This window comes from Niastella sp. OAS944, from assembly GCA_024809215.1.
In the GTDB taxonomy this organism is placed as follows: Bacteria; Bacteroidota; Bacteroidia; order Chitinophagales; family Chitinophagaceae; genus Niastella.
Genome location: JANUBW010000008.1, coordinates 413014 through 430366, shown reverse-complemented (window position 1 = coordinate 430366; position 17353 = coordinate 413014). Strand labels below are relative to the sequence as shown.

The following is a 17353-nucleotide window of genomic DNA, read 5'->3' as shown; positions in this document are numbered from 1 at the left end:
GCCTTTCTTGCCAATTGCAAATTGCCAATTGATTCAACTTACGGCCACAACTTAGCCGGATACTCCCCGGCATTAACCAACGCTTCTAAATTAGCCTTCACCTCTGGCGCATCTTCTTTATACGTTACACCAAACCATTGTGATGAAGTTGGAATTACTTTAATAGTGCCTTTAGCCTCATTGATGAATTTATCGCCAACAATAGGAATGAAAAATTCAGACTTGATATTGCTGAGATTATCTTTCAAAAATTGATTGAACAATTTTTCAGAGTAAGGGAAAATAGAAGGTGAGAAACACCAGAAGTTCATTGAAACCTGTGAATCGATGGGTAATTCTTTTGGTTGTTGATTATCGTCGGCAAGGATCTTTCCATCAACTTTAGAGATATTGATGCGCTCTGCAATAGAAACCAGGTTTCCACCGCCATTGGCCACACACACACCTCTGTTTACGGTGCCGTTTTCGCTTAATGTTTTCAGCAATTCATAACCTATGATGGAATATGTATTGTCGTTCACATCCTTTTTAAGGAAAGAATAAGCTTTTTCAAATGCATCACGGCCATAAAAATCGTCGGCGTTGATCACCGCAAAAGGCTCATTGATGGCATTTTTTGCGCACAGTACCGCATGTGCAGTACCCCATGGTTTGGTACGGTCGGCAGGAACATCGAAACCTTCTGTAAATGATTTCAGGTCCTGGTACACATAATCAATCTCTACTTTTCCTTTTAACGGGGGTTCAACTATGGCTTTAAAATCGTCAGCAAACTCCTTGCGGATAATAAACACCACTTTTTTAAATCCGGCCCGTATAGCATCATAAATTGAATAATCCATGATCGTTTCGCCACCGGGTCCGAATGATTGTATCTGTTTCATACTACCGTAGCGGGAAGCCATGCCTGCTGCCAAAATCAAAAGAGTTGGTTCCATTATTGTATTTTTAAAAATTGAGTCACGAAAATATAAAAATATGCGGTCAAATCTATTACCGGCAAGCAAAGTATTAAATCAACCGATTGACCTTACGAAAGCAGTGGTGCAGCCGATTAATGATGAACTGCTCTATGAAAAGAATGTGCCAATAGATGTACTGCGGCTCGATCGCATTCATCCTGTTATTTCGGGCAATAAATGGTTCAAATTAAAATATCATCTTCAGGAAGCCATTCAGCAAAACAAAAAAGGCATTCTTACTTTTGGCGGCGCGTGGAGCAATCACCTGGTGGCCACCGCCCTTGCCTGCCGCCAGGCTAACCTGGCCTGCATTGGAATTATTCGTGGTGAAGAACCTGCTCAACCCTCTGCTACCTTACAGGAAGTAAAAGAGTACGGCATGGAATTACAATTTATTTCGCGCGAAGCCTATAGTGATGAAGCTGCCATTATACCTGAATTACAGAAGCAATACCCCCACTATTTTATTGTTCCGCAGGGCGGCCAAAGCCACCTCGGCGTTTTAGGCGCTGCTGAGATCCTGAAACTAGCACCCATAGAAAGTTATTCACATATATGCTGCGCCACCGGTACCGGCACCATGCTTGCTGGTTTGGTGCACGCTGCATTACCACACCAGCAGGTAATTGGCATTTGCAGCCTTAAAATGCCCGATGATGAAAACAACAGCCTGAATAAATTTGTAAGACCATACGCGGAGGAGACCCCGGCCCCCCACCCTGATAAAAAATATACCATATTCTATGATTACCATTTTGGCGGCTATGCACGTAAAACCGGTGAACTCATAAGTTTTATGAACACTATTTATCAAAAACATGAGCTGCCAACCGATTTTGTGTATACCGGCAAACTGTTATTCGGAATTTTGCATCTTGTGCAAAACGATCATTTTCAACCCGGCAGTCGCATTTTAATGGTGCATAGCGGCGGATTACAAGGCAACCGGTCGTTGCCAAACGGAACATTAACATTCCTGTAAGTTGTAATATGGAACCGCTATCGCAAAACCGTTATATTTGCGACGCCAAATCCTTTACCGACTAATTCTATGGGCATGCGCAAACTGGCAGCATTACTTATACTTCTTATTTGTACCTTATTTACTACCAGCCGGGCGCAGGAAGTTCTGCCTAATTTTACCGTTGTTACCAAGGGAAATAAAAAGGTTATCATTAGCTGGACCAACAACTACCCTGTTGTTAAGCAAATAAGCATTCAACGCTCAAAAGACAGTACCAGGGGATTTACTTCTATTTTATCTGTTGCCGACCCAACCGCACAACAGAACGGTATTGTTGATGCCAAGGCACCCGACGAAAAACAGTTTTACCGGTTATTTATAGTACAGGACAGCGGAAAATTTGTATTCAGCAAATCGAAGCGGCCCATTCTCGATACCGCCAAAGTAGTTGTAAACAAACCACAACAAAGTACTGATAATGCTCCGCGGGTGATCATCACAGAGAAAGTGACACCTAAACAGGCCGAAGAAATAAAAGAAAAATTACAGCCTGTTCCCGAACCTGTGGTAAAAGCACCCGAACCCGAAAAGTTCTTCTTTATAAAAAAACGCGACACCCTGGTTGCCACCATCAATGCCAGGGAAATTAAAAAGTTCCGCGACTCGGTGATCACCAAAACAAAAGATACCATTGCCTTTGCCGGCAGCGATACCATTTTACTTAAACCATTTGTGCCGAAAGAAATATATAAACCATCAAAATTCGTTTATACCGAAAAAGATGGCAACATACGGGTAAATGTGCCCGGCGCACCACTGCATCACTACTCTATTAAGTTCTTCGATGAAAAAAGCGAATTCCTGTTCGATATAACCGAAGTAAAAGAACCCGTTGTATTAATTGACAAGGTCAATTTCTTACGATCGGGGTGGTATAAGTTTGAATTATATGAAGATGGGAAGCTGAAGGAGAAGCATAAATTCTTTGTTCCAAAAGACTAAGGTCAATGTGATAATGTGATAATTAGATAATGTGATAATGAATACAAATACAACACCTGTATTTTCATTATCGAATTATCACATTATCGAATTATCAAATTAACTCAACATCAAACACTCTTTCAAAGTGAAACTTCACCCGTTCCTTTACTTCTGCCATATCCAGTTTTCTACCCAATTCTTTCTCCAGTGAAGTAACCTGTTTATTCTGAATACCACAGGGAATAATATAATCGAAATAAGTGAGGTCGGTATTTACATTAAAGGCAAAGCCATGCATGGTTACCCAGCGGCTGCAACGAATGCCCATAGCGCAGATCTTTCTTTCCCGGCCTTTAATGTCGGCATCCATCCACACCCCCGTTTCACCGGGCGAACGCTCCCCTTTGAGGCCATAATCGGCCATGGTGGCAATGATCACATCTTCGAGGTTACGCAGGTATTTGCCAATATCGGTGTAAAAACGCTCCAGGTCTAAGATGGGATAGCCAACCAGCTGCTCTTTTCCATGAAAAGTAATATCGCCGCCCCGGTTGGTATTGTAAAAACTAATGCCTTTGGCAGCCCTCTCCTCCTCGCTAATTAGCACATTTTCAATAGCGCCGCTTTTGCCCAGCGTGTACACCGGCGGATGCTCTACAAACAACAGGTAGTGGTTGGTAGTTGGTGCAACATCCTCATTATCAGCTGTATTCATTGCCAATTGCCCATTGTCTATTGCCAATTCTTCTTCCAAAGCCGCCATTCTTTTCCTCAATTCCGTTTTAACCGCAACATTCTCCTGCAGTAACCTCTCCTGCAGTTCCCAGGCGTCCCGGTATTCTATTTGGCCCAGGTCGCGGAACTGCACGGCCTGTTTTATACTGGTTTTCATATAGAAACAAATGTACTACTTTATACAACTCCCTTAGATGCTTACCTTTGCCGAAACTGTGACACCACATGACAATAAAGGATGCCAATGCGTTTAATGATCAGGATGAAAATATTGACGGTGCCGAAGGAGCGGAGGAGCTATATGAACGATTTAGTTTAGTGGTTGATAAAGGCCAGGAACCCATGCGGCTCGATAAATTTCTGGTAGCCCGTATTGAAAATGCCTCACGCAATAAAGTACAGCAAAGTATCGAAAGCGGCCGGGTAACCGTAAACGGTAAAACCGTACAGGCCAATCATAAAATAAAACCGGGTGAAGAGATCATCGTGTATTCCGATAAGGAAATGCATGGGGAAGAGATCATTCCGGAAAAAATGCCGTTGAACATTGTGTTTGAGGACGATGACATCCTCATCATAAATAAACCCGTGGGCCTGGTAGTTCACCCCGCCAGCGGTAATCCCCGCGGCACGCTTATCAATGGCGTAGCTTATTATTTACAACAACAGAACAGTAATATATCGGCCGATAACCTGCCCCGTTTTGGGCTGGTGCATCGTATTGATAAAAATACCAGTGGTTTAATGGTGCTGGCAAAAACCGAAAAAGCGGTCACCAGCCTGGCCAAAGAATTCTTTGATCATACCATTCACCGCCAGTATATAGCTATGGTATGGGGCGATGTGGCCGAAGACGAAGGCACCATAAGAGCGCATATTGGCCGCCATCAGCGTTTTCGTAAGATCTTCGACGCCTACCCCGACGGTGATTATGGCAAAGACGCCGTTACTCACTACAAAGTAATTGAACGCCTGGGTTATGTTACCATTATTCAATGCGAACTGGAAACCGGCCGCACGCACCAGATACGTGTGCATATGAAAAGCATTGGCCACCCATTGTTTAACGATGAATTATATGGGGGCGACAGAATTGTAAAAGGCACCGTTTTCACCAAATACAAACAGTTTGTTGATAATTGTTTCGCCCTTTGCCCACGCCATGCCTTACACGCAAAAACAATTGGATTTATACACCCACGCTCACGTAAGGAAGTGGTTTTCAACAGCGAAATGCCCGAGGATATGCAAAAGCTGTTTGAAAAATGGCGCGGTTATGCGAAAACAAAAAATATAAGCTAAACAGGGAAAGCAAGGGGAAAATTTCGGTGGATCAGACAGGCTATTAAAAACACCGAATTTGTTATATTTTAGAACTCACATGAGATCCCTATTAACCCTGCTTCTGCTTACCCTGTGCATTCAACCGTTATTTGCCCAAAAGGAAATCAATAACTGGCTTTACGGATTTAATTCCGGGAACAATTTCAATAATAACACTTTTCAAACTGTTCCCGGAATTAACAATGGGCCATATACCTATAGCACTACCTATAGCGATGCCGCCGGCAATCTTTTATTTGCCTTCAACGGCGGCAAAGTAGTTGACCGCAACCGCAACAACATGCCTGGCTATAACCTTATTCAAAATGTAGCCACCGCTCATATTGTTTTAACGGCCGCTTCTCCCGCAAACAATAACCAGTTCTATTTATTTTATGTATCGGGCGGTACAGCCGTGTACACCTTGCGATATGCAACAATAGACATGTCGCAAAACGGCGGGTTGGGCCGTGTAACAAGTGCCGATAATATAATAGAGGATTCTATTTCGTATGCTTATACGCTGGTAAATAAAAAAGGGTCCAACGATTTCTGGATAGTATCACACAAACAATACTCCGATACCTTTTACAGCCGGCTGGTTACAGCTGCCGGCATTAGCGCCACACCTGTTATAAGCAAGGCAGGCAGTAACTCAAATATAAAAGAGTACAATTTCGTCGATATGAGAACTTCTCCCAACGGAGAAATGATTGCCGGCATTACCCATACTTTTATTCCGGGAATTTATTCAAGCTGGTTACGTTTCATTGAAGTTTTTGACGTTGATGCTCAAACCGGGTTACTAACCAGCAGGGTTAAGTCAACCCGGGATGCATATGTTTATTACGGTCCGGGCAGTATTGAATTTTCGCCCGATAACAGGCTTTTGTATGCTGTTTGGAATTATAATTCGGGACAATTACAACCCTGCGGGTTTGCAGCCTCCAGTCTTTATCAATTTAATCTTTGCTACAAAGATTCGGTGCAGTTCACGAAATTCGCTCATTTTGCAGGCACACAATTAACGTTCTGCAATTTCCCGTACTGGAGCAAACCACGACTGGGGCCCGATAAGAAAATTTACATGAAATATGCGAACACATTGACGATATCTGCCATTGATAGTCCCAACGTGATAGGCACCCACTGTGGTTTAAATATCAACGCTCAAACGGCAGCCGATAACGGCCCGGGCCTGCCTGATTTTTACCATCACTATACGCAAAAAGCAGTGATCAATAATATCGTTTATACAGGCGGGTGTTACCCTACCCCCTGGCATTTTAAAATAACCAACGACACCATTAACCATGTGGAATGGAACTTTGGCGACCCGGCCAGTGGCAGCAACAACACCTCTGCAAACAAAGAAGAAGATCATGTTTTTTCTGCGCCCGGTTATTACACCGTTACCGCCGATCTGTATGCATCGGATGGCCGGTTCATTGAAAAAGTATACACACTTGTTGAAATAAAAGACCCTACCAAAAGATTACTCTCTGATTACCCTAAAGACACCATTTTTTGCCAGGGGAAATCACTAAAGCTTAAGCTCGATGTTATAAATGGCATATTTATCTGGTATAAAAAAGCGGCAAACGGCACTTATACATTCAGCGCTTTATCAGACAGCTTTACTATTACCTCGTCGGGCAAGTATATGGTTGAAATGAGGCAGAACGATTGTAACGGCTGCATTATGCAGGATTCAATTAATGTAACGATACTTCCTTCGCCCCAATTTACACTGGGGGCAGATACCTACGTTTGCACCGGCGACTCCTTACGTTTAACCGCTTATGCCCCGGGGGCCGATTTTCTTTGGAACACCGGCGCTACTACAGATGTTATTTATACAAAAACCGGCGGCCAGTTTTGGGTGCGGGCCGAGTATAATAATAATGGCTGCCCGGTTTCAGACACCATAAACATTACGCAACAGCAGGGTCTTATATTCAAATTGCCCAACGACACAACACTTTGTAACAATCAAAACCTGTTGCTGAACCCCGGTATTACCGGTGCCAGCTATATCCGCTGGCAGGATGGTTCGAACAACACCAGTTTCAATGTAACAACAGCCGGTAAATACTGGGTGTATGCATATGCAAACAACGGCTGTATGCGTTCAGATACCATTTATGTGAATTACGTAAATGCACAGGCCGTTTATTTAGGCGCCGACACTACATTATGTGCAGGTGATTCGGTAAAGCTGGGGGCAAACATTGCAAATGCCACTTACGAATGGAGTACGGGAATTACAGACCCCACGCTTATGGTGAAAAACGGCGGACAATACTGGGTAAAGGTTGATAACAGCAACTGTACCGTTTCAGATACTATCAATGTGGCATTTAACCCGCTCCCATTTTTCTCCCTGGGTAACGACACCACCATTTGCGCCAACGACAAACTGCCATTAACAACCGGTATTTCAAACGCCACCTATTTATGGCAGAATGGAAGTAAGGCCAACCAGCTTACAGCAACCACTGCCGGCCTGTATTGGGCGCAGGTAACCCAACAGGGTTGCAGTTTTCGCGACACCCTCAATATTACCACAAAACCAATTCCGCCCCTTTTCATTGGGAACGATACCACCATTTGCATTAATGCGTCACTGGTATTACAGGCAGGCAACAGTTTTATCAGCAGCTATACATGGCACGACAATTCAACCGCCGACACCTATCCTGTACATACCCAGGGCACCTATTGGGTTAAGGCTACCGGCTTAAACGGTTGCAGCAATGCAGATACCATAAACGTTTATAATAAGCCGTTACCGGGTTTCACGCTTGGCAACGACACCACATTGTGCGACCGCCAACAACTGGCTTATAACTTTAATTTGCCGGCAGCTGCCTATACATGGAGCACGGGAAATACACAGGCGCAGGAAGTCATCAGTCAACCTGGTATTTACTGGCTTGAGGTAAGCCAGCGGGGTTGTATTAAACGCGACAGTGTTTCTGTATTGTACAACCCCACCCCGACTGTAAACCTGGGTAACGACACCACCTTATGCGAAGGCATCGGCTATACATTAAACACCAGTACTATCAGCAATGCAACTTATACCTGGCAAAACAATAACACAGACCCTTCTTTTGTAGTAAGCTCCGCAGGCAAATATTGGGTGCGGGTATTATTGAACGGATGCGCCAATGCCGATACGGTAAATGTTTCTTATATACTTAAACCGGTGTTTGACCTGGGGCACGATACAATGGTATGTAAAGGGCAAACATTCACCCTGCAACCCAGGGTTGATGGCCAGGCAACCTTTCTGTGGCAAAACGGAAGCACAGCTCCTTATTTCAACGTTACCGAACCGGGCACTTATGAGGTTACAATAGCCAATGAATGCGGAACAAGAAGTGATAAAATAAACATTAAACAGGGTTTGTGCCTGCTGATAATGCCGAATGCATTTTCGCCCAATAACGATGGACTGAATGATATTTTCAGGATCAAACACCCCTGGTTCATTAAGGAGTTTCATATGGCTATTTTTAACAGATGGGGCCAAAAGGTTTTTGAAAGCCACGACCCGTATAAAGGGTGGGATGGAAAATGGAAGGGTATTGATCAACCTAACGGTGGGTATGCGTGGATCATTTCATTAACCGATAAAGAAGGGCAGCAGGACAGCAAACAGGGCTTTCTTATTCTTACAAGGTAAAATCGAACAATGTAGCAGTAAAAATACAGCGTTCCCGTTTTTTCATTACAACATCCCAATCGCCATTGTAACGAAGTACTTTTGGCACCAGGTAGTTGCCAATTTTGGTTAACTCCACTTCCATACGTACATCAAAATCGTATACACCGGCATTGTAGCTAAGGTCATAATTACGGGCAACAATTTCCCAGGTATCTATTTTAAACCAGGTGGTCATGTCGTTTACTACGATCTTGTCTTTTTCACCACCAGTAAGATCAGTACGTGGTTTGCAGGTGAACACATAACACATTTCGCCTTTGAAGGCTTCAATATCAATGGTGAAATCGTACCGGGTAGCCACCTCATCATCAAAAATGGCCACCTTATTACCAATAAATGGAATACCGGGTATTTTTTTACCGGGGTTAAAGAACAACATTTTCAATTGCTCTTTGTGTTTTTCCAATCCGCTTTTGCCTGAGGTGCTAAAAGCTTCGCTGCCTACAATATTGGTTTCGCCGCAAATGGTATCGGCAGCAAAAAACAACCCGGCATACATGCCGGGTGTATAATAATTGAAATGATGTTTTTTGTCGTAAATGTCGCCGTTGGTTTGTTCTTCCATTACCTGGGTATAACGGCAGCCATTGTTTACATGCTGTTTGGTGCGGCTGTATAGCGAAGCGGTTACTTTTTCATCTTTACTCAGCATCCTGATGTCGTTGAGCGAAGTATACCCCAACACCTTCAGATTACGAAATGCTTTGTAAAAAGTAGTGTCGTTCTTTATACGTTCAATAAAAGCGGCCACGTTCAGATTGTTGCGTACAACCACTTCTTTTAACGTAATGGTTTTGTTTTGCATTTTCACCAGCGAATCCTGGGCATGCAAAATAGTTGAAACAATAAGAAAAGCAACCAAGCACCAGCAGCGCAAAAACATAACCGGCATTATTTAGGGAAGATCATTTTGTAATCGGCCCGTACCTTGCCTTTTGAGATATCAGAAAGCTTGCCCTGCAGCAATTTCTTTTTTAAAGGCTTCAGGTAATCGATAAACAATTTTCCTTCTATATGGTCATATTCATGCAGAATAACACGGGCGGTAATACCGTTGAAAGTTTTTTCGTGCGGTTTAAAATTTTCGTCAACATATGTAAGCGTCACCGATTCGCTGCGCATTACATCTTCTCTTATTTTGGGAATGCTTAAACAACCTTCGTTATAAGGCCATTCTTCACCATCGAGGCTTTTTATTTGTGCATTGATGAACACCTGTTTAATACCAGGCTCATCGGGGTATTTGCCTTTTTCATCCTCTTCCTGGTTCTCAAAAATCTGCGAGCTGTCTACGATAAACAAGCGAATATCTTTATTGATCTGTGGCGCGGCCAACCCTACACCACTGCTGGCGTACATGGTTTCCCACATATCTTCAATCAATTTGGCCAGGTTAGGATAGTCGGGAGTTATTTCTTTGCCCTTGCTCCTCAATATTTCGGCGCCATATGCAACGATCGGTAATATCATTCTTTGATAGTTATTTTTTTCAATTGGCAAAGGTACTTGAAAAAAGGCAAGTGGTAAGTAGTGAGTGGCTAGTAGGAAATACAAAATACAGGGTGTCCCGGAATTTAGCGAGCTACGAGAATGAACCTCACTAGCCATTTACCACTAGCTACTAGCCGCTCATCCTATCTATTGATAATCAACTAATACTGCGTAAATATTCCTGTAACATAATAGTAGCGGCTATTTCATCAACCAGGGCTTTGTTCTGGCGTTGTTTTTTCTTTAACCCCATGTCAATCATAGCCTGGGAGGCCATTTTTGAGGTAAAGCGTTCATCAACCATCTTTATGGGTATGGTGGGAAACTCCTTTTTCAACCTGGCTACCGCCTGTTTTACCAGTGGCGTGGCATGGGTATCGGAGTCGTCCATATTTTTTGGTTCGCCCATAATGATCAGCTCCACCGTTTCCTTTGCAAAATACTCTTTCAGGTACTTAAACAATTGGGGCGTTTCAACGGTGGTTAACCCTGTTGCTATGATCTGCAAAGGATCGGTAACGGCAATACCGGTACGTTTTTTACCGTAGTCGATAGATAAAATACGAGCCATTCGGTTAATTGTAGTTTAGTACTTCTGGTTAGCGGTTTCAGGTTTCAAGTTGCAGGTTGCAGGGCCTCTGTGTTGCCGCCCTTCAAATTTCAAATCCACCCACAGTTCAAACTTCCTTGTTATCCCTGTAACATGTAACCTGGAACCTGTAACAGTTAAAATCACCCAACCAACAAATCAGTAATAACAAACACCGCAAACACTACACTTGCCACACCATTAGCGGTCATAAACGCCAGGTTAACGCGGCGCAGATCGGTGGGTTTTACAATAGAATGCTGGTATATTAACATGCCTGCAAATACAGCTACTCCAATCCAGTATAACCAATGAAAATGCCCCATTACACCTGCAGTTATAACACAGGCGGCGCTTAGTACGTGCAATAATTCAGACACGCGTAAGCCTTTGGCTTTTCCCAACCAGGCAGGAATAGAATTTAATTGTTTCGATTTGTCGAACTCTTCATCCTGCAGGGCATAAATGATGTCGAACCCGCTCACCCAAAAGATCACGGCGAATGAAAATAAAATGGGTAATAAAGCAAACTGGCCGGTTACGGCCAGGTAAGCGCCAATGGGCGCCAGTGATAAACCTAAACCCAGCACCAGGTGGCATAAGGGCGTGAACCGTTTTGTATAGCTATAAAATAATATTACAAACAAAGCTACCGGCGAAAGGAAGAAACAAATGCGATTGATGAACCAGGTACAAACCACAAACAGCACACTGCAAATGATGGTGAACCACAGTACACTATTTGCTTTTAAGATACCGGCTGGTATTTCACGAATGGCGGTGCGGGGGTTTTGTGCATCGAAGCTGCGATCGAGATAGCGGTTGAATGCCATGGCGGCACTACGGGCGAAGATCATACAGAGGATCACCAGAACGAATGTTAACCAAAGTGGATTTCGGGTTTCACCATATGTGCTCCACGAAGAAGGTAAATAATCGCGGTAAAAACCGGTGATCCATATTTTAAAGGGTTCCGCAGCAGCCAGCATAAACCCGATCAATGCAAACGGCATGGCGAAAATGGTATGCGAAAATTTTATCAGGCTCAGGTATTTCTTAACGGTGCTCATTGTTATTTCGAATATTGAATATTGCTTTATTGAAAATTATGTTTCGTAGGAAGGCCGGCTAGTAGCTAGTGGTAAATGGCAAGTGAGGATTTATTTCGAAACTCACTATTATTTTCTGTATTCCCTACTCGCCACTCGCTACTTCTCACTCGCCCTGTTTCCTTATACCATTACACTTTACTTCTTACCAATTCCCAAAGTACTATACCGGCAGCTACCGATATATTCAGCGAGTGCTTCATACCCAGTTGGGGAATTTCAATGCAGCCATCGCACAATTTTATCACCTCCTGCTCAACCCCGCTAACTTCATTGCCAAATACAACAGCCACCGGTTGATGTTGGTTCATATCGAACTTATTTAGGGCAATACTGCTCTCTACCTGTTCAACCGCAAATACCTTATAACCATCATCTTTTAACCGTTGTACCGCTTCTACAGTAGTTTCGGCATACTTCCATTCCACGGTTTCGGTGGCGCCCAGGGCGGTTTTATGAATATCGCGGTGAGGCGGTTGCGGGGTATAGCCGCACAAATAAATACCGCGTAACAAAAACGCATCGGCCGTGCGGAAAACACTTCCAACATTGTGCATACTGCGAATATTATCGAGCACCACTACAACGGGCATTTTTTCGGCTTCCTTAAATTCATGAACCGATTTCCGGTTCAGTTCGTCCATACTCAGCTTACGCATGGCGCAAAGGTAGCTTAAAATGATTATCGTTCCTGAGGGGGCGCTTTTCAGACCTCAGGGGGCCGAAGTAGGAAGTACGATGTATGAAGTAGGAAAAACAGCCGAAATTTGGAGAAACGGCCCCCTCCCCCTGGCCCCTCCCCCGGAAGGGGGAGGGGAAATTTCTTTCTGGCCAACTCTCGTTAACTTGTTCCATAACTTATAACCTTACTTTATCAACATTATCACCTCTGTCAACTTTTCAACTCATCATCAACTATTCCCCATTTTCTCCACATACGCATTTAAGCTTTTTTTATCCCCTTGTAAACATTTTATATTTGCCCCCCATGTCAAAAGCTACTACAGAAACTCCTTTAATGCAACAGCATAATGCCATTAAACAACGGTATCCTGATGCTGTATTATTATTCAGAGTAGGTGATTTTTACGAAACTTTTGGCCAGGATGCCGTTATTGCTTCGCAGGTGCTCGGCATTACCCTTACCAAAAGAAACAACGGTGCGGCTTTCAGTAGCGAACTGGCTGGTTTTCCGCACCATTCCCTCGATACTTACCTGCACAAACTGGTGCGGGCCGGTTATCGTGTAGCCATTTGCGATCAGCTCGAAGATCCCAAACAGGCGAAAGGCATTGTAAAACGCGGAGTAACCGAACTGGTTACGCCCGGTGTGGCTACCAACGATAAAATGCTGGAGCATAACAGCAATAACTTTCTGGCAGGTATTCATTTTACCGAAGACCATGCCGGTATTGCTTTTCTCGATATTTCAACTGGTGAGTTCTTTGTTGCCGAAGGCAATGCAGAATACATTGATAAACTTCTGCAAACGCTGAAACCGGCTGAGGTGATCTTTCAGCGCAGTTTTCAAAAACACTTTAAAGAAGTGTTTGGCTCCCGCTTCTATACCTACACTATGGAAAGCTGGATCTTCGATGAAGCCTATGCTACCGAAAGCCTGCTCAAGCATTTCAACACCCATTCATTAAAAGGTTTTGGGGTAGAAGAAATGCGCCTGAGTACTGTGGCCGCCGGCGCGGTACTGCATTACCTGAAAGATACCGAACACCCCAACCTGCAACATATTACCTCTATCCAACGCATCGACCGCGATGATTACCTGTGGATGGACCGCTTTACCATTCGCAACCTCGAACTTATAAGCACTGGTAATGGCGAAGGTAACAACCTGCACAAAGTGCTCGACAATACCGTATCGCCTATGGGCGCACGTTTGTTGAAACGCTGGATACTGTTACCACTAAAGGATATTAATCGTATTAACGAACGGCTTGAGCTGGTTGAGTTCTTTATAAAAGAAGTTGACCTGCGCAATAAGCTTATTCAGCATATAAAACAATGCGGCGATATTGAGCGGCTGGTGAGTAAGATCCCCTTAAAGAAGATCAACCCACGCGAGGTATTGCAAATAGCGCGCGGCCTGCGGCATATTGAAGAAGTAAAACAACTATGCAGCCACAGTGAAAGCGGATATTTAAAACGCCTGGGCGATTCGTTGAATGGTTGCCGCTACATAGAAGAAAAAATAACCAAAGAGATCATCGATAATCCACCGGTGGCAGTAGCGAAAGGCGGTTCCATTGCCAGCGGCATTCATGCCGAACTCGACGACCTGCGCAATATTGCTACCAATGGTAAAGAATACCTGGTGCAGTTGCAACAAAAGGAATCGGAGAAAACAGGTATCTCTTCTTTAAAAATTGGTTTCAACAACGTATTCGGTTACTACCTCGAAGTAACCAATTCGCATAAAAGCAAAGTGCCGGCTGAATGGATGCGTAAGCAAACCCTTGCCAATGCCGAACGATATATTACCGCCGAGCTAAAGGAATACGAAGAAAAGATCACCGGCGCCGAAGAAAAGATAATGGCCATTGAGCTGGACATTTACGAAAAGCTGTTACTGGAACTGCAGGACTACATTGCCCCCATGCAGGTGAACGGTAATGTGCTGGCCATTCTCGATTGCCTGTTGTGTTTTGCGCACAACGCCCTGCACTTTAATTACAAAAAGCCAGAGCTGCACGAGGATGGAGTACTCGATCTGAAAGAAAGCCGCCACCCGGTTATTGAACGCAATTTACCAATAGGCGAACCCTATATTTCAAACGATGTATTACTGGAACCAACTTCGCAACAGGTGATCATTCTTACCGGCCCCAACATGAGCGGTAAAAGCGCCATCTTGCGACAAACCGCCCTTATTACGCTTATGGCGCATATGGGTAGTTTTGTGCCGGCCACAGTAGCCCGTGTTCCGCTAACCGATAAGATCTTTACCCGTGTAGGCGCCAATGATAACTTAAGCGGTGGCGAAAGTACCTTCATGGTTGAGATGAATGAAACGGCCAGCATCATCAACAATATTTCATCGCGCAGCCTTATACTGCTCGATGAAATTGGGCGCGGTACCTCCACCTACGATGGTATTTCCATTGCCTGGAGCATTGCCGAATACCTGCACCAAAGCCCCCACGCACCCAAAACGTTGTTCGCTACCCACTATCATGAACTGAATGAGCTGGAGAACAAACTAAGCCGTATAAAGAACTACCACATCACCAATAAAGAAGTTGGCAATAAGATCATCTTCCTGCGCAAACTGGCGCCCGGTGGCAGCACCCATAGCTTTGGTATACATGTGGCCAAAATGGCCGGTATGCCCCCTGCCCTCATTGAGCGGGCCAATGAAATATTGAAGCTGCTGGAGAAAAAACACGAAGACCAGCCAGAGGGAACCACCGAACATAAACTCACCGAACAGGTAAAACAAATTTCTACTCAAAAAGTACAGCTCTCTATTTTCGATGCGCACAGCGAAACCTTCGACGACATCAGAAAAATGCTGAACGATATCGACATTAACCGGTTAACACCTGTTGAAGCATTGATGAAGCTGAATGAGATAAAAGGACTGGTTAAGTAATTAGCTAATGTGATAATTTGCTAATGTGCTAATAAGCGTGCCACGGTTTGAAACCGTGGCACGCCTGTTTTCGGTCGTGCTTTTTCGATTAGTCGTCGAAATTAATACCAGAGTGCTAACATTAATATGATCTTGCAGCGGCAATAAGCATATTGCTAATACGTTTGAATAAGCGTAAACCCGTAGATAGATTTAATTATTTAATAGTACCCCTCCCTTGAAAACTGGTAAATTAGTTATTATCAGCCTGTTGCTTATTTGTAACAGGCTACACGCGCAAACTTGCGCTTCTGCCCCCGGTGACCAGGTCACTTATGGCACCAACGATACTTGGATTGGCTATGTATACGACAACGACAATTTCACCAATTATTTTGGCTATGTGAACCAGGGATCGCCTGGCAATATGAACTTCGATCAAAGCTTTGGCGGCGACGATGTTACCTATGCTGTTAATGGCTGTAACATAAGAACTGAGAATTTCAGTATCCGGTACAAACTCAGGAAAACCTTTACTGAAACCGATTATACCATCACCATTGGCGGCGATGATGGCTATCGCATAAGCATCGATGGCGGTAATAACTGGATACTGCAAGACTGGGGCGGCCATGGTTATACAACCAGAACCGGCACCTTTCATTTGAACGGCACCTACAACCTGGTTATAGAATACAACGATTTTACCCAGGGCAACAGAATTAGCTTTAGCATTTGCGGTACCACCGATGATCCTACTGTATATGGCACCAATGGCGTATGGCGGGGTTATGTGTACGATGAGCAGGATTTTACGGTATTCAAAGGCACCATGTTTGAAGGTACTGCCGGTAATAATTCCCGCATAGATCAAAACTTTGGTGGCGACGATGTTACCTTTTATACCAATAGCTGCCCCGTGTATTCTCAAGGCTTCAGTGTACGGTACCGGTTAAGGCGCCCATTCAACAACGAAACGGTTACCTTTCTTGTAGGTGGCGACGATGGTTACCGCTTTAGTCTTAATGGCGGCGCCAGCTGGGTAATACAGAACTGGGGAGAACATAACTGGATAAACGACAGCTATACCGCCACCCTCAACGGCACTTACGATATGGTGCTGGAGTATTACGAAGCCAATGGCGCTAACCGTGTTACATTCGACATGAACGCTATTGTACTGCCCATTGAGTTGTTACACTTTAAGGGCAACCAACAAAACAATCAAACACATTTATACTGGGCCACCACGCTTAATAGTAATACCGAAAACTTTACTATAGAGAAAAGCACCAATGGCCGCACCTATACCACAGCAGGCCAGTTGAAGGCAACTGCTGGTATAAGCACTGCTACAGGCGTTCAGTATGCCTTTACCGACCCTGTTTCGTTTACGGGCAACCAGTTTTACCGGTTAAAAATGACCGATAAAAACGGGGTTATTACGTACTCTGAAGTGATCACCATTAAGAACAATACAACCGATGGTGTACGGTTATACCCAACCATATTACAGGGCAGCAATAAATTGGTGCTTGAAACGAATAAACAGCTGGAGAACGTAACCCTTACCATAACTGATATTATAGGCCGCTCCATTATGCAACAACACATGCCGGAATTGAATAACCAAACAACCGTTGAATTAAAGAACAACCTTGTTAAAGGTGTTTATATGATTTCGTTGAAGAATATGGCGGGTATATTACTAAATCAGAAGATCGTGGTTCAATAATACAGCCTAAAGCCGAAAGCAAATACAGATCTATTTCTGCCGTTGCTTTAGGCTTTTCGCTTTCTACTATTGCTTTAACTGTTTTTGTATTTGCTTTTAGCTTTTGGCTTACAGCTTTAAGCCGTTTTCTACGGAAGCCGTA

13 protein-coding genes are annotated in these 17353 nt (G+C 43.9%); 6 read left to right on the top strand and 7 right to left on the bottom strand.

What is annotated here, in order from left to right; translation table 11 throughout:
- Positions 1 to 38: 38 nt before the first annotated feature.
- Positions 39 to 938 carry an NDP-sugar synthase gene (locus tag GGD38_RS28220; protein WP_375302911.1) on the bottom strand — a complete coding sequence of 300 codons (900 nt, stop codon included), beginning with the start codon at positions 936 to 938 and terminating at the stop codon, positions 39 to 41.
- Between the two features lie 40 nt (positions 939 to 978).
- On the opposite strand from GGD38_RS28220, the gene GGD38_RS28215 reads away from it, so the two are divergent.
- Both GGD38_RS28215 and GGD38_RS28210 read left to right on the top strand, forming a co-directional pair.
- The gene (locus tag GGD38_RS28215) at positions 979 to 1944 is read left to right on the top strand and encodes a 1-aminocyclopropane-1-carboxylate deaminase/D-cysteine desulfhydrase (RefSeq protein ID WP_375302912.1); all 966 of its coding nucleotides are present in this window, start codon (positions 979 to 981) and stop codon (positions 1942 to 1944) included.
- A gap of 75 nt (positions 1945 to 2019) precedes the next feature.
- Positions 2020 to 2928, top strand: coding sequence for a hypothetical protein (locus GGD38_RS28210; protein ID WP_375302913.1), 909 nt, complete (start codon positions 2020 to 2022; stop codon positions 2926 to 2928).
- Positions 2929 to 3022: 94 nt separating this feature from the next.
- On the opposite strand, the gene lipB is transcribed toward GGD38_RS28210, so the two are convergent.
- Complete coding sequence (gene lipB, locus GGD38_RS28205) at positions 3023 to 3802, bottom strand: lipoyl(octanoyl) transferase LipB (protein WP_375302914.1); 780 nt, start codon at positions 3800 to 3802, stop codon at positions 3023 to 3025.
- 68 nt (positions 3803 to 3870) lie between these two features.
- Here lipB and GGD38_RS28200 point away from each other — a divergent pair, with 68 nt between their 5' ends.
- The gene (locus GGD38_RS28200) at positions 3871 to 4947 is read left to right on the top strand and encodes an RluA family pseudouridine synthase (RefSeq protein ID WP_375302915.1); all 1077 of its coding nucleotides are present in this window, start codon (positions 3871 to 3873) and stop codon (positions 4945 to 4947) included.
- 79 nt (positions 4948 to 5026) lie between these two features.
- Positions 5027 to 8659, top strand: a complete 3633-nt coding sequence (locus GGD38_RS28195) for a gliding motility-associated C-terminal domain-containing protein (RefSeq protein ID WP_375302916.1) — start codon at positions 5027 to 5029, stop codon at positions 8657 to 8659.
- On the opposite strand, the gene GGD38_RS28190 is transcribed toward GGD38_RS28195, so the two are convergent.
- From GGD38_RS28190 to GGD38_RS28170, 5 genes are all read right to left on the bottom strand, one after another.
- Entirely contained in the window at positions 8649 to 9584 is a 936-nt protein-coding gene (locus GGD38_RS28190) for a hypothetical protein (protein WP_375302917.1), read from the bottom strand. The two genes, GGD38_RS28195 and GGD38_RS28190, sit on opposite strands and share 11 nt — an antisense overlap.
- 8 nt (positions 9585 to 9592) lie before the next feature.
- Positions 9593 to 10171 (bottom strand): peptide deformylase, encoded by a 579-nt coding sequence (def, locus tag GGD38_RS28185; protein WP_375302918.1) that lies wholly within the window; start codon positions 10169 to 10171, stop codon positions 9593 to 9595.
- A 178-nt stretch (positions 10172 to 10349) separates the two neighbouring features.
- Positions 10350 to 10763 (bottom strand): Holliday junction resolvase RuvX, encoded by a 414-nt coding sequence (ruvX, locus tag GGD38_RS28180; RefSeq protein ID WP_375302919.1) that lies wholly within the window; start codon positions 10761 to 10763, stop codon positions 10350 to 10352.
- A 161-nt stretch (positions 10764 to 10924) separates the two neighbouring features.
- Positions 10925 to 11851, bottom strand: coding sequence for a UbiA-like polyprenyltransferase (locus GGD38_RS28175; RefSeq protein WP_375302920.1), 927 nt, complete (start codon positions 11849 to 11851; stop codon positions 10925 to 10927).
- Positions 11852 to 12021: 170 nt separating this feature from the next.
- The gene (locus tag GGD38_RS28170; protein ID WP_375302921.1) at positions 12022 to 12549 is read right to left on the bottom strand and encodes an RNA methyltransferase; all 528 of its coding nucleotides are present in this window, start codon (positions 12547 to 12549) and stop codon (positions 12022 to 12024) included.
- A 329-nt stretch (positions 12550 to 12878) separates the two neighbouring features.
- On the opposite strand from GGD38_RS28170, the gene mutS reads away from it, so the two are divergent.
- Positions 12879 to 15497 carry a DNA mismatch repair protein MutS gene (gene mutS / locus GGD38_RS28165; RefSeq protein WP_375302922.1) on the top strand — a complete coding sequence of 873 codons (2619 nt, stop codon included), beginning with the start codon at positions 12879 to 12881 and terminating at the stop codon, positions 15495 to 15497.
- Positions 15498 to 15714: 217 nt separating this feature from the next.
- On the top strand, positions 15715 to 17211 hold the full coding sequence (locus GGD38_RS28160) for a hypothetical protein (RefSeq protein WP_375302923.1): 1497 nt from the start codon (positions 15715 to 15717) through the stop codon (positions 17209 to 17211).
- Positions 17212 to 17353 lie beyond the last annotated feature (142 nt).

Excerpts from the sequence above, each read along its gene's own strand:
- GGD38_RS28220 (WP_375302911.1), bottom strand. The coding sequence starts at position 938 with ATGGAACCAACTCTTTTGATTTTGGCAGCAGGCATGGCTTCCCGCTAC.
- GGD38_RS28210 (WP_375302913.1), top strand. The coding sequence starts at position 2,020 with ATGCGCAAACTGGCAGCATTACTTATACTTCTTATTTGTACCTTATTT.
- ruvX (WP_375302919.1), bottom strand. The coding sequence starts at position 10,763 with ATGGCTCGTATTTTATCTATCGACTACGGTAAAAAACGTACCGGTATT.
- GGD38_RS28190 (WP_375302917.1), bottom strand. The coding sequence starts at position 9,584 with ATGTTTTTGCGCTGCTGGTGCTTGGTTGCTTTTCTTATTGTTTCAACT.
- def (WP_375302918.1), bottom strand. The coding sequence starts at position 10,171 with ATGATATTACCGATCGTTGCATATGGCGCCGAAATATTGAGGAGCAAG.
- GGD38_RS28200 (WP_375302915.1), top strand. The coding sequence starts at position 3,871 with ATGACAATAAAGGATGCCAATGCGTTTAATGATCAGGATGAAAATATT.
- GGD38_RS28175 (WP_375302920.1), bottom strand. The coding sequence starts at position 11,851 with ATGAGCACCGTTAAGAAATACCTGAGCCTGATAAAATTTTCGCATACC.
- mutS (WP_375302922.1), top strand. The coding sequence starts at position 12,879 with ATGTCAAAAGCTACTACAGAAACTCCTTTAATGCAACAGCATAATGCC.
- GGD38_RS28215 (WP_375302912.1), top strand. The coding sequence starts at position 979 with ATGCGGTCAAATCTATTACCGGCAAGCAAAGTATTAAATCAACCGATT.
- GGD38_RS28170 (WP_375302921.1), bottom strand. The coding sequence starts at position 12,549 with ATGCGTAAGCTGAGTATGGACGAACTGAACCGGAAATCGGTTCATGAA.
- GGD38_RS28195 (WP_375302916.1), top strand. The coding sequence starts at position 5,027 with ATGAGATCCCTATTAACCCTGCTTCTGCTTACCCTGTGCATTCAACCG.
- lipB (WP_375302914.1), bottom strand. The coding sequence starts at position 3,802 with ATGAAAACCAGTATAAAACAGGCCGTGCAGTTCCGCGACCTGGGCCAA.